We start from the raw sequence: 12,394 nt of genomic DNA, 5'->3' as shown, positions 1-12,394 counted from the left end.
GCAGCAACACCGTTCACCGGTGCAACCGGGCCCCCGCCCCGTCTGGTGTGTGAACGCCCCGAACGCCTGTCCGGCCCCTGCGCCCGCACACCCAACCCGAGAAAAGCCATCCCTGTTCCTCTTGACTACTCCAATGCATGTCTTCCAGCACTGGTCTACACAACAAATTCATGACGTACAGAACGTCCATCACAAATACGATGCCACACATCCGCGTCAAATCAACGTCAAAAGCGACAATTTTTTAACGTCGATGGGGTCTTTTTTTGACGCGCGTCACATCCGTTCACACACAACGGTTACAGATCCAGCAGTGGCACCGACGTCTTTGGCAGCAGACGCGACGTGAAATAGCGGTCCTGGTAATACTTGATCTTGTCGCACTTCACCGGATGCGGAATGCCTTCGTAGAGGAACACTTCGTGGTCGCTGCCCATCGCCTTGAGCTCCTGCGGCAGCATCAAAGCGCGCCGCTCCTCAGTGAAGCTGTGGGTCTTCTCTCGGGCGTGGGTGACGTTCTTCCTGCGCACGGTGGTGTAACCGAGCATCTCCGAATAGTCGTTGGCGTCCTGCTGCTCACGGGGCGCGTAGAGGATCTGCAGCGCGTGGTTGGTGATGATGGTGCGTGAAACGTCCTTGCCGTACGTGGCGTCCAGCTGGGCCATGCTCTGGATGATGGGCAGCAGGCGCACGTTGTAGCCGGCCATGTAGGACACCGCAGAGGCGATGATGTCCACCTTGCCAATGGCGGTGAATTCGTCCATCAACAGCAGGCACTGGTACTTCAGGTCCGGATTGGACTTGGGCAGTTCCTTGGTGTTGAGGTTGATGATCTGGCTGAAGAAGAGGTTGATGATCAGTCGGCTTTCGGCCAGCTTGTTGGGCTGGATGCCGATGTAGATGGTCATCTTCTTCTTGCGCAGGTCCGTCAGCAGGAAATCGTTGGCGCTGGTGGCCTTGTCCAGTACCGGGTTGATCCAGGCGTTCAGCGGCTCCTTGAACGTGCCCATGATCGAGGCGAAGGTTTCATCGGCCTGCGACAGCAGGTTCGCAAATGCAGAACGCGCGTTGCCACTCAGGAACTTCTGCTCGGACAGTGCCTTGAGGTACTTCTTCAGGTCGCTGCCATCACCGGTGGACAGGCGGAACACCGCGCCCAGCGTCGGCGTGCCGGCTCCGCCCGGGAACCCCTGGCGGCGCTCGTCGTCCCAGTTCTCGAACAGGTACAGGGTGAAGGCCATGAACGCATTGCGGGCCTGGCTGATCCAGAACTTCTGCTCGTCCGAGCCATCCGGGTACAGCATCGCGGCGATGCTCATCAACTCGGAGACCCGGAAGGCCTGGTCGTCAGAGACGTAGCTGAGCGGGTTCCAGCGATGGGTGCGCCGGTCTTCGGCAAACGGATTGAACAGGAACACCTCGTGGCCCTGGCTGGCACGCCAGCCACTGGTGAGGTCGAAGTTTTCCTGCTTGATGTCCAGCACCACCACCGACTCGCCGTACTCGAGCAGATTGGGAATGACCACGCCCACGCCCTTGCCGGAGCGGGTGGGTGCGGCCAGGATCACGAACTGCTGGCCGCTCAGGCGCACCAGCTTGCCGCCGAAGCTGCCGACCACGATGCCGTTGTCGGTCTTCTTGAACAGACCGTGCTTGGCCAGATCGGCGGCAGCGGCAAAGCGGGCATCGCCGTGCAGCGACTTCTTCTTGGGTTTCACCACGAAGAACAGCGCGACCAGGCAGGCCGCGACCGGCAGACCGAACCCGACCACACCGGCGGCTTTGATCTTGGTCAGGTACGGCGCAACCGCCGGCTGATCCATTGCCTGGACGTATTGGTAATACGTATTCCACTTGAACAGCCCGGTATCCAGGCCGAGGAACAGCAGCGTGAGGTAGCCGGCAAGGCAGTAGCCAACAAGTGCGGTCAAGAGGATGACAACAGCGGTGACAACGATCTTCTGCGTGGACAAACCAATCCTCCATGACGCGCCCCAAGGCGCTGCGTCTAGCGCCGGCGCCTGCGTGGCACCGTGCGCGTGTCTTTCTCTTCTTCGCACAACTGCGACCAGTGCGAGTGCGCTTGATCAAGCGACACCACATCGGTCAGCCGCGCGCCGTCGGATGTGAAAACGGCGAAGCCAAACACATCGGCCGGACTGTACACCGGCGAATATGTCAGAGCCACCAGCTGAAACCTGCCATCAACCCGCAACGCATGAGGGAATTTCACCATCACGCATGCTCCCTCGGCTTGATGCCAATGCGCGCATGCTAATGCACGTTCGAGACGATGCCAATCGGAAATTACTTACAATACAGCTGTGAATACACATGTATTCGCCACAATGGTGTGCTGGGTGGGACAATGGAACGGGATCGCATTCATCACGCTGCTAAAGCCCTTGTTGGTAGTGTGTGCGACCTTCACGCCGTACTGCGGTCAACTGCTGGCGCCGCCGTTGCGGCGCGTACGATACGTGCACCCACTGACCGAATTCTTCAATGAGCTGGTCGAACGGCAACTCCAGCGCGACGATCCGCTGCGCCAGCGCCATCGAGGTCATGCCGTGCACGCGGATGTCGGCCGCCTGGCCCTTGCGATGCTGGCTGTCTGCTACGCCGCCCACTGCGCGGTTGACCGCGGCCGAGCGGAACCCGGACGTGATGTACACCGGCTTCCCCAGTGCATCGCGCAACGGCTGCAGCACGTGTACGGCCAGTGCGAGCAACGCGGCCCGCTCTGTGCGATTGGCCACGTTCGGCAAACCGGTGGACGTGACGGTCATTTCTTCGAGGGTGAAGTTCGGCGTCAGTTGCATCCGCACTCACTCGCGGTGATATGCCGATAGCGTGCACGCGCCCGGCCAGCGCACCGTGAAGATGGCGTGAAGACGATGCGACGACTTCCATGTCTCCGGCGCACACAGTGCCGCGAAATCGACCACAGCTTTCCAGTGGTACATCCCCGGCTTCAGGCTTATGTTGCGTCGCAGCAGTACAATGGCGGGCCACGTTCTCCGCCCTTCCGATCCAATGAGCCCCACTCCCCTCCCTCTGGCCGCGCGGCTGTCTCCCCGCCAGCGGACGCTGATCATCCTGGCACTGTCGCTGGGCGGCTTCGCCATTGGCACCAGTGAATTCGCCAGCATGGGTCTGATGCTGGAAATCAGTCGTGGGCTGTCGATCGGCGAAACCCAGGTCGGCCACCTTATCAGTGCTTACGCGATCGGCGTGGTGGTGGGTGCCCCATTGCTGGCCTTCGCCGGTGCCGGCTATGCCCGGCGCACGCTGCTGCTGGGCCTGATGGGCTTCTATGCCGTCGGCAACCTGGCCAGCGCACTGGCACCGGATTACACGACGATGCTGATCGCACGCTTCGTCGCCGGCCTGCCGCATGGCGCCTACTTTGGCGTGGCGATGCTGGTGGCGGCGGCGATCAGCCCGCCCGCGCAGCGCGGTGCGGCGGTGTCGAAGGTCCTGCTGGGCCTGTCGATCGCGATCCTGGTGGGCAACCCGCTCACGACCTGGCTGGGCCAGCAGTCAAGCTGGCGGACCGCCTTCGCGCTGGTCAGCGTGCTCGCCATCGCCACGGTGGTGATGATCGCGCGCTTCCTGCTGCCCGATCCGGATGAGGTGCGCACCTCGCCAATGCGTGAGCTGCGCGCCTTCAACCGCCCGCAGGTGTGGCTGGCGCTGGCGATCGGTTCGGTCGGGTTTGCCGGCATGTTCTGCGTGTTCACCTACCTTGCGCCGACCCTGGTACAGGTAACCGGCCTGGCCGAATCGTGGATGCCGGTGGCCGTGGGCATCTTCGGCGTCGGCGCGATCATCGGCAACGTCGCGGGTGGCTGGCTGGTGGACCGCTTCCAGTTCCGCGCCGCCGCGGTGGTGCTGCTGTGGTCGATCGTGGTGCTGCTGGCCTACCCGCTGGCGGCCAACTCGGTGTGGACGATTTTCCCGATGATCGTCGCCGTGGGCACGATGGGCGCCCTGGCCGCCGTGCTGCAGACCCGCCTGATGGATGTCGCCGGTGAGGCGCAGACGCTCGCCGCTGCGTCCAACCACGCCGCGTTCAATACCGCCAATGCACTTGGCCCGTGGTTCGGCGGCATGGCCATTGGCGCTGGCTTCAGCCCGGCCGTGACCGGCTATGTGGGCGCGGCCACCGCACTGGGCGGCCTGCTGCTGTGGGGCGTGGCGGTGGTGGTGGAGCGGCAGTCGCGCACGAATGAGGCCGTGGCCTGCCAGCGCTGATCAGCCCGATGCGGCCGCGCTGAAGGACCCCGCCCCTGCTCGGTTTTTCTGCTGGGATTTTTCTATCATGGCGGGCCTGGTTTCCCGCTTATGTACCGATGACGCATTACTGGTCCCCTTCCCCCTGGGGCCGACGCCTCTCGCGCTCGCCACACTGGCACCTGCGCCGGATGGATGACCGCTTCGAGCTGACAGTGGATGCACAGCGGTACTCGCTGGCCGTTGCCGCGTCGCAGGCCTGGCGCGTGCAGCGCGGGCCGCTCTGGGCCACGCTGTGGTTCGCTACCGAGGATGGCGACCTCCGGCTCGGCGGGCTTCCCGATGCACAGGCGCACGAACTGCAGGCGCTGTGGTCGGCAAGCGTGAACGTCCGTCGGCTGGATCAACGGCTTGAAGAAGCCAACGAGGCCTTGGCCCAGGTGCGCGCATGGCTGACCGAGGCCGATGCGCTGCTCCAGCAGGCCGATGCCAGACACTGCTGGCTTACGCTGGAACAGCAGCAGACGGTTCTGCGGCGCCGCCCCACCCTGCCACTGGATGAAGATGCGCTGTGGGCCGTGTTTGACGACCCTACGCTGCGCCCGCAGCTGGACGGCACTGCAGCGGAGGTCGAGGACGACCTGCTGCGCTGGGCCGGTGACTGGGAAGCACGGTTCGCATCACATAATGAGGCGCACCTGCAGTACGCGCGCAGCGAAGCTGCCGAGCTGCTGGCCCGTGTCGAGCGCCGGCCATTGAGCGGGGAACAGGCGCGTGCGGTGCTGTGCTTTGACAGCCGCGTGCTGGTGGTGGCCGCGGCCGGATCAGGCAAGACCTCGACAATGGTCGCCAAGGCCGCCTATGCGGTCGAGCGCGGCCTGATGGCACCGGACCAGATCGTGATGCTGGCCTTCAACAAGGGAGCGGCCAGCGAGCTGCAGCAGCGCACCGCCGCTGCATTCGCGCGGTTGGGCCTGCGCGCCGACGACGTCACAGCCTGCACGTTCCATGCCCTCGGCCGGCAGATCATCGGCAAGGTGACCGGGCGCATGCCCGAGGTACCGTCCTGGGCGGTGGATGCTGCGCAGGGGTTCAACCACCTGGCCGACATCATCGACCGGCTCAAGGACCGCTCGCTGCACTTCCGCACGCAGTGGGACATGTTCCGGCTGGTCTTCGCCCGCGACCTGCCACCGCGCGGTGAGACCGCGCCTGCCGACGGCTGGGATACGGAGGGCAATCGCTACGTGCGCACGCTGCGCGGCGAGCGGGTGGGCAACATCGAAGAATGCGTGATCGCCGACTGGCTGTTCTACAACGGCGTGGACTACACCTACGAACCCCACCCGGTGCTGGATACGGCCACCGATACCTGGCAGCCGGGCTGCGCGGATTTCTTCTATCCGGGCACGACGCTGTACCACGTGCACCGGATGGACGATGCCCCCGGTGTACATGCACGTGGCAGTGACGCGGTACGACTGGAAACCACCGCCGCCCAGCTGCGCAGCGGTGAGCTGTTCGACGCACTCAGCGACGCGCTGACCGCGCACGACCTTGCGCTGGATCCCAACCCGGACCGTGAACTCCCCGAAGACGGTGCCCGCCCGATGCCGGACAGCGAGCTGATCGGCCTGCTGCGCACTTTCATCAGCCACGCCAAGAGCAACGGGCTTTCCATGGCGGACTTGGCCGAGCGGCTGCGCCGGTTGCCGGAAGACCGTTTCAAGCACCGCTACCGGCTGTTCCTTGAACTGGCCACGCCGGTCCTGCATGCCTGGGACGACGCGCTCGCGGCCGAGAACGCCATCGACTTTGAAGACATGCTCAACCAGGCCGCCGAATACCTGGAACAGGAGCGCTATCAGTCGCCCTACCTGCTGGTGATGGCCGATGAGTTCCAGGACGCCTCGCGCGCCCGGGCGCGCTTGTGCCGCGCACTGGTGCAGGCGCCGGGCCGGCACCTGTTCGCGGTGGGCGACGACTGGCAGTCCATCAACCGTTTCGCCGGCGCCGACGTGAGTGTGATGACGCGGTTTGACGACATCTTTGGCCCGTCGCAGGTGCTGCAGTTGGCACAGACGTTCCGCTGCCCACAGGCGCTGTGCGATGCCTCCAGCCGCTTCATTTCCAGGAACCCGGCGCAGATCGCCAAGCAGGTCAGATCGTCCACGCCGGCGCAGGGTGCGGCATTGCAGGCGTTCCAGGTGTCCTCGCGCGACCGCCTGCAGGATGCGATCTATCAGTACCTGCAACGGTTGCAACAGCAGGTGCAGAGTGGCGCGATCGCGCCGGGGCCCAATGGGCGGCTGACGGTGTTCGTGCTGGGCCGCTACAACGCCGAGCGCTCGTACCTGCCTGCGCACTGGACCTCACGTTTCGGTGCGGACCTGGAGCTGAGCTTCCTCACCGCGCATCGAGCCAAGGGCGCCGAGGCCGATATCGTGATCCTGCCGGCAATGCTCGAGCGCAGCTTCCCGAGCGCGCGCGCCGATGATCCGGTCCTGGGCCTGGCGATGCCGCACGCGGATACGTTCCCGTTGAGCGAGGAACGCCGCCTGTTCTACGTGGCGCTGACCCGCGCGCGCCGCTCGGTGGTGATGTTCACCGTACAGGGCAAGCGTTCCCCGTTCCTGGATGAGCTGGTCCACGACGACGCGGTAGCGGTCACCACGCTCAACGGCGAACCGATCCGCGAGCAGGCCTGCCCGGTGTGCGGTGGTGGAGTGATCGTGCAGCGCACCGGGCCCTATGGCGAGTTCGCCTCGTGTTCCAGCTACCCGCGCTGCCAGTACAAGCCGAACGGTCGTTAGCGCGGTCGTCCAAGCACCTTGCTCGGTGGCATACCGACCAACTGCGTGACCATGTAGGAGAAGGCGCTGACGCTGCTGTATCCAAGGTCCATGGCAATCCGGCTCACCGAACAACCCTCAGCTGCCAATGCGAAAGCCCTTGAAAGCAACGCCTGCTTGCGCCAGTCCGAGAAGCTACATCCCATCTCCATCAGGAAGAGGCGGTTGATGGTGCTGATGCTGGCGCCGGCACGGGATGCAAGCTCGGCGAGGGGCTGATCCAACCTGGCGTCGGCCAGGAACGCCTCGCAGACGTGACGCAAGCGCTTTTCCTCTGGCATCAGGACGCCGAGCGCAACACGCCTCGCGCTGCGCAATTCGATCATCGCCAACCCGACCAGGCTGCCATACCGCTCCGATAGCAGCCCGCCACGTTCCTCTTCGCTGACCGCCTTTATCACTTCGCGAAGCAACGGCCCTACCTCAAGCACCTGGCACTCCTGCCAACTTCCTTTATCTGGTCGGCTACCGGGGTCACCCAGCAGATGCACCGCGTGAAGCGTTGCGTCCTGGATCACGACCGACGCATGAAGGGTGTCGGGTGGAATCCAGACCGCCCGCCAAGGTGGCACGGTGAATGTCTTGCGATTGGCGTGCACACGAACGGTCCCGTGGTCCGAGAAGACCATCTGTGCCCATGGGTGCCGATGTGGCTGAACTTCAGTGTGCGCGGTGTGTGCACGCACTACGCATCTCATCGGAAAATCCCGACAGGGAGCAAACATGTCCCCTGATTGCGCTTCAACTCGACGTCTATTCGAGCTTCGGATTGACATGATTTCGACAACGAACGCGCCGTCCTGGAAAGCAAACGCTACCACAGCTCCCTATTCTCCTCCGGCGCACTGCATCCCGCTTTCAGCGATGAGAGGTGGATACGCGGATCGCGGCACCCCATGAGGAAGAACATCAATGCATTACGCAACATCCATTTCCGACCTGCAGCCAAATTGCACAGAGGAACCTGCACCAGCACCATTCACGTTCTCAATATGTGGCCACTCGGAACGCTGCAATGAGCTTATTGCACGTCGGGAACATCTACTGGTCGGCATCAGCCCGTTCAACTCCCGCTTCTCGACGGAATACGTTTCATCTCTACTGGCGTGGGCAAGTGCGGGATTTCGCCGTGTCGATGTACTGCTTCCGGACGAAGAGAGCGCCGCACTGCTTCTCATCGCCACTGGAGTATCCCAAACCAAAGCTCTTCGAAAGGCGCGCAAGGAGCTGAGGCGACATCGACGCTCTCTTGAGCACATCCTCGATGCCAGGGGCAATGCAACATCGCTTACCAGGATCATTGATTTCTCGGACTACTTCCACGACGAACGCTACCTGAAGATGAGATCGGCAGCGCAGAACGCCTTTGAGAACTGCCGGGCCTTCAGGGACGCCTGCCTGTGCATGTCCCGCCAGGCACTTGAACGACGGACGCAAACCACGGGCACTTGCATGCTGCTGTCCGCGGACGCAGACGTTCACCTCGCGTCATCCTACGTCCTCGCTGAAATGCCGTTCTATCTCTGCAGTGCGGAGCTGCTGGGCACCGATTGCTCGGTTCTCGCCTACCACCGTCCTTGGCCCATAGGTAACGCACTTCTTTCCGGCGAGTTCCCGTTGAGCGTGGATGGAAGGCAAGGGCACGGCATCGTTTCCGTCGGGGCAGCCATCGATCTGAAGCGCGTACATCGACTGAGCTGAGCCATGGCTCAACCGGCACATGTAATCGAAGGGACAGGGCAATGCGAAACATCATCGAGTTCGACGTAATGGATCCCACTTTTCAGCGAAACCCCATTCCGATGTATGAACAACTGCATGCATCAGACGCCATCTTGCTTGACCCCAGGATCGACACGTACTTCCTTGGACGCCACGATGACGTGACGCAGGCACTTCGATCACCTGCGTTCACCACCGCCCCCTTGGCCACGAGCGCCCAGCCAGTAATGGGTGACCGCGTACTCGCCCAAATGGAAGGACCGGAGCACAAAGCCAAGAGACGGCTGGTTCTTTCCGCGTTCAGTGGCCGCCAGAACCGCGATCGTCACTCCCGGATCATAGCGCGCGTCACATCGGACCTTCTGTCGAGTCCAATGCGGCATGGGCGGGTGGACTTGATCAGCGACTTCGGAAAGACATACAGCATGCTGGTCACACTCGAGGTTCTTGGCTTGCCTACCGACAGGCATCGTGACCTGATTGCATGGCATGAAGGTGTCGCATCGTTCATAACAAGCCTCAGGATCACCGAAGCGCAGAAGCAGCACAGCCTCGCTTGCAGCCGGGCATTCATTGCCTATCTCACGCCGCTGATTGCGGACCTGAGGGACGGCAGCCCCAGTGGCCTTGTTGCATTGCTGTGCAATCCAGTTTCCGGGGAAGGCATCATGACCACCTCGGAGATCATCGCCCTGGTACTGAACGTGATACTGGCCGCCGCCGAGCCAACCGACAAGACCCTCGCATACCTCTTCTACCACCTTGCTTCCTGCCCAGTCCGCCTCGAGAGGGTCAAGAAGGACCGCCAGCTCCTGGCGCCAGCCATTGCAGAGACGCTCCGGCTCAATTCGCCGGTGCAGCTGATTCCCAGGCAGCTCAGTGAAGATGTAAGTGTTGGCGGCATACGTCTTCCTGCGGGTGCGCGTGTCTTCTGCATGCCCGGTGCAGCCAATCGTGATCCATCCGTCTTCCGCGATCCGGCGAGATTCGACATCGACAGAAGGCAGGTCACGACTGCGTTACCAGGCAACGCCTCGGCGCATCTCGCATTTGGTGCAGGAACCCACGTTTGCCTTGGAGCTGCGTTCTCACAGATTCAGCTTGAGCTGACAGCGAACATCCTTCTGGATCGCCTGCGGGGCCTTCGCATTTCCCCACGCTTCACCTTTCAAGAGGAAGGCTTCTACACCCGAGGCCCTGTTGCATTGCCGCTTGAGTTTGAACCCTGTTCCACTGCAAATACACCCAAGGCACGTGAATGAAAGCGGCTCATGGTACTGCGGACGTCGCGCTCAGCCGGGCGGACCGCACCATTGCCTGGACGCTCGTGCTTGGCGCTACCCTCCCGTTGCTGGATGCGACCCTGCTCAACATCGCCATTCATGGCATTGGACGTTCTCTTGCGGTTTCGCTGCCGCTGATGCAGTGGGTCATTACGGCGTACGCCCTCGCCGCTGCCGCCACGGTGCCACTGTCCGCATGGCTCTGCGAACGCCTTGGCGCGAAGACCGTCTGGCTGGCCTGCCTCTGGATCTTCCTCGCTGGAGCATGCCTTTGCGGGCTCTCATGGACTGTAGAGATGCTCATCGGCTCCAGAGTGCTACAGGGCATGGCAACGGGCGTCATGCTCCCCACCATGCAGACGATTCTGGTCACTGCCATTGGGCGAAAGAAAACACGGAGCGCCCTTACCCTGATGTCGATTCCATCAGTGGTAGTTCCGATTCTGGGCCCACTGATCGGTGGCGCTGCGTTGCAGCTGCTGGACTGGCGAGCGATCTTCTGGCTTCACGTTCCCATCTCACTTCTGTCCATTCGCTTCGCGTCCCAGTTGATTCCCGACATGGCGGCAGCGCAGCGCACCGCACTCGATGCGACAGGGCTCCTGCTGCTTTCCTCGTCCTTGGCTGGCTGCATCTACGGTCTGTCAGCGGCGCGGTCCACCGGCCTCCCCTTGATCTCCGGAGCGGCAGGGCTTGTCGCCCTTCTAGCTTTCCTTATGCATGCCTCGCGACAGCGGGAAAATGCGATCGTGGACCTTCGTCTCTTCGCGATTCGTCCGTTTCGGCGTTCTTCTGGGCTACTGCTCCTTTCCAGCGTCGCCTACTACGGTGGACTGCTCCTTTTCTCGCTCTACTTCATCGAGGATGGCCGCCTCGGACTCACCATCGCCGGCGCACTATTGGCGTTGCAGGGCGTAGGTATGCTCCTGGCCCGCCAGCTTCTTCCCATGGTTGCACGCCACTGCAGCGAGTTCCGCGTCGCACAGAGCTGCATTCTGATGGCTGTTTCCGGCTCGATCCTCCTCCTGCCCCCATTTGCCTACGATCTGGTTCTCATGGCGGTGGGTATGCTGTTGCGCGGCGCGGGTATCGGCGTGCTGACGCTCTTGTCCATGTCGAGTGCCTATACGGGATTGAGCTCAGCTCAGATACCACACGCCAGCTCGTTGACCCGCATAATGACCTTGGCGGGATCTGCAATCGGTACGGCACTGGTGGCAGTACTCAGCGCGACGCCGGGAGTGGAATCTGAAGGTGCCACGCCCGGCGGTTTCAGTGCGCATCTGGTGCTGATACTGACCCTGCTCCTGTGTGGTGCTGTCTGCCCGAAACCTGCCCGCCCCACGTCTTGAGGCCAGGCGGCACCTCACTAGTCCAGCAACCCCAACAGCGAACGGTGCACAGCAACCCCCACCAGCGCGCCCTCGCCCACCGCCAGCGCGATGCTGCCGGCCATGCGCCCGGCATCACCGCAGGTGAACACGCCGGGCACCGTGGTCTGCTTGGCCGAATCGGCGGTGATGCAGCCGGCGTCCATCAGTTCACAGCCGAGCTGCTCGGCGATATCTGAAGAGAGGGTTGAACGTGGAAGCAGGAACAGCGCATCCAACGCGATCTTGCGACCGCCTTCCAATGCGACCGTGGCGGCGTCCTCCACGTGCTCGATTCGTTCGGATTCGATGACCACGCCGCATTCGTCAAGGCGATCGCGCTGCTCCGGATCGATGGCTTCCGGATTGCTGCAGAACAAGGTTATGCGGCCCCAGTCACACAGCAGCAGCGCCTGCCCCGCCCCGCCATCGTTGGAACACCCGATCACGCCGATGTTGCCCTCGTAGAGTTCGTAACCGTGGCAGTAAGGGCAGTGAAACACGCTGCGGCCCCAGCGTTCGGCCAGGCCTTGAATGGGGGGCAGCGTATCGGTCACCCCATAGGCCAGGACGAGGCGATCGGCGCTGAACATTTGTCCATCTTCGCAGCCGACCTCGAACAATGAGCCTGCTTCGAGCACGCGGGCGTTCACCGCCTTGCCCTGCACCCACGTCAACGTGGGATAGCGCTGGAGTTCGGTGCGGGCCTGCGTGGCGATGTCCGCCGGATGCAGACCTTCCTGGCCGATGAAGCCATGAGCGGCCAGCGAGTTTCGATTGCGCGGCGTTCCACTGTCGATGACCAGCACACTGCGGCGGGCGCGCACGAGTTGCAGCGCAGCCGACATCCCGGCGTAGCTGCCTCCAATGATGATGACGTCAACGTGGTGGCGTGGTGCAGCGCGCATGGGGAGATTCGATTCAAGGCGGG

At 62.8% G+C, this 12,394-nt stretch carries 10 protein-coding genes; 5 read left to right on the top strand and 5 right to left on the bottom strand.

The genetic code is table 11. From position 1 onward, the window contains the following. Positions 1–299: 299 nt before the first annotated feature. The 3 genes from ACTJI4_RS11120 to ACTJI4_RS11110 all read right to left on the bottom strand — a co-directional run bounded on the left by ACTJI4_RS11120 (position 300) and on the right by ACTJI4_RS11110 (position 2,822). Complete coding sequence (locus ACTJI4_RS11120; RefSeq protein ID WP_440869376.1) at positions 300–1,973, bottom strand: type IV secretory system conjugative DNA transfer family protein; 1,674 nt, start codon at positions 1,971–1,973, stop codon at positions 300–302. A 35-nt stretch (positions 1,974–2,008) separates the two neighbouring features. Further along, complete coding sequence (locus ACTJI4_RS11115) at positions 2,009–2,239, bottom strand: hypothetical protein (protein ID WP_440869375.1); 231 nt, start codon at positions 2,237–2,239, stop codon at positions 2,009–2,011. Between the two features lie 157 nt (positions 2,240–2,396). After that, positions 2,397–2,822, bottom strand: a complete 426-nt coding sequence (locus tag ACTJI4_RS11110) for a D-Ala-D-Ala carboxypeptidase family metallohydrolase (RefSeq protein ID WP_392921773.1) — start codon at positions 2,820–2,822, stop codon at positions 2,397–2,399. A gap of 214 nt (positions 2,823–3,036) precedes the next feature. On the opposite strand from ACTJI4_RS11110, the gene ACTJI4_RS11105 reads away from it, so the two are divergent. Then, positions 3,037–4,257, top strand: a complete 1,221-nt coding sequence (locus ACTJI4_RS11105) for an MFS transporter (protein ID WP_440869374.1) — start codon at positions 3,037–3,039, stop codon at positions 4,255–4,257. A 98-nt stretch (positions 4,258–4,355) separates the two neighbouring features. Next, entirely contained in the window at positions 4,356–7,049 is a 2,694-nt protein-coding gene (locus ACTJI4_RS11100) for a UvrD-helicase domain-containing protein (RefSeq protein ID WP_440869373.1), read from the top strand. Here ACTJI4_RS11100 and ACTJI4_RS11095 read toward each other — a convergent pair. Continuing rightward, positions 7,046–7,786, bottom strand: coding sequence for an AraC family transcriptional regulator (locus tag ACTJI4_RS11095; RefSeq protein ID WP_440869372.1), 741 nt, complete (start codon positions 7,784–7,786; stop codon positions 7,046–7,048). The genes ACTJI4_RS11100 and ACTJI4_RS11095 overlap by 4 nt on opposite strands. A gap of 214 nt (positions 7,787–8,000) precedes the next feature. On the opposite strand from ACTJI4_RS11095, the gene ACTJI4_RS11090 reads away from it, so the two are divergent. The 3 genes from ACTJI4_RS11090 to ACTJI4_RS11080 are packed head-to-tail and all read left to right on the top strand — an operon-like array spanning position 8,001 to position 11,445. Then, positions 8,001–8,789 (top strand): tRNA-dependent cyclodipeptide synthase, encoded by a 789-nt coding sequence (locus ACTJI4_RS11090; protein ID WP_392921762.1) that lies wholly within the window; start codon positions 8,001–8,003, stop codon positions 8,787–8,789. 41 nt (positions 8,790–8,830) lie between these two features. Next, positions 8,831–10,072 (top strand): cytochrome P450, encoded by a 1,242-nt coding sequence (locus ACTJI4_RS11085; RefSeq protein WP_440869371.1) that lies wholly within the window; start codon positions 8,831–8,833, stop codon positions 10,070–10,072. Then, positions 10,069–11,445 carry an MFS transporter gene (locus ACTJI4_RS11080; RefSeq protein WP_440869370.1) on the top strand — a complete coding sequence of 459 codons (1,377 nt, stop codon included), beginning with the start codon at positions 10,069–10,071 and terminating at the stop codon, positions 11,443–11,445. The genes ACTJI4_RS11085 and ACTJI4_RS11080 overlap by 4 nt, the downstream gene beginning before the upstream one ends. Before the next feature lie 17 nt (positions 11,446–11,462). Here the strand turns inward: ACTJI4_RS11080 and ACTJI4_RS11075 are convergent, their stop codons facing one another. Beyond that, a complete protein-coding gene (locus ACTJI4_RS11075; RefSeq protein WP_392921753.1) occupies positions 11,463–12,371 on the bottom strand; it encodes an NAD(P)/FAD-dependent oxidoreductase in 909 nt (302 codons plus the stop codon). Between the last annotated feature and the right edge of the window lie 23 nt (positions 12,372–12,394).

Source organism: Stenotrophomonas sp. 22385 (assembly GCF_052045085.1).
Taxonomy (GTDB): Bacteria; Pseudomonadota; Gammaproteobacteria; order Xanthomonadales; family Xanthomonadaceae; genus Stenotrophomonas.
Note: the sequence above shows the minus strand (reverse complement) of the source record. Positions and strands in the feature narration are given on the sequence as shown.

What these genes read in the sequence shown, in the direction of transcription:
- ACTJI4_RS11080 (WP_440869370.1), top strand. Translation starts at nt 10,069, where the DNA reads ATGAAAGCGGCTCATGGTACTGCGGACGTCGCGCTCAGCCGGGCGGAC.
- ACTJI4_RS11090 (WP_392921762.1), top strand. Translation starts at nt 8,001, where the DNA reads ATGCATTACGCAACATCCATTTCCGACCTGCAGCCAAATTGCACAGAG.
- ACTJI4_RS11095 (WP_440869372.1), bottom strand. Translation starts at nt 7,786, where the DNA reads ATGAGATGCGTAGTGCGTGCACACACCGCGCACACTGAAGTTCAGCCA.
- ACTJI4_RS11105 (WP_440869374.1), top strand. Translation starts at nt 3,037, where the DNA reads ATGAGCCCCACTCCCCTCCCTCTGGCCGCGCGGCTGTCTCCCCGCCAG.
- ACTJI4_RS11100 (WP_440869373.1), top strand. Translation starts at nt 4,356, where the DNA reads ATGACGCATTACTGGTCCCCTTCCCCCTGGGGCCGACGCCTCTCGCGC.
- ACTJI4_RS11075 (WP_392921753.1), bottom strand. Translation starts at nt 12,371, where the DNA reads ATGCGCGCTGCACCACGCCACCACGTTGACGTCATCATCATTGGAGGC.
- ACTJI4_RS11110 (WP_392921773.1), bottom strand. Translation starts at nt 2,822, where the DNA reads ATGCAACTGACGCCGAACTTCACCCTCGAAGAAATGACCGTCACGTCC.
- ACTJI4_RS11085 (WP_440869371.1), top strand. Translation starts at nt 8,831, where the DNA reads ATGCGAAACATCATCGAGTTCGACGTAATGGATCCCACTTTTCAGCGA.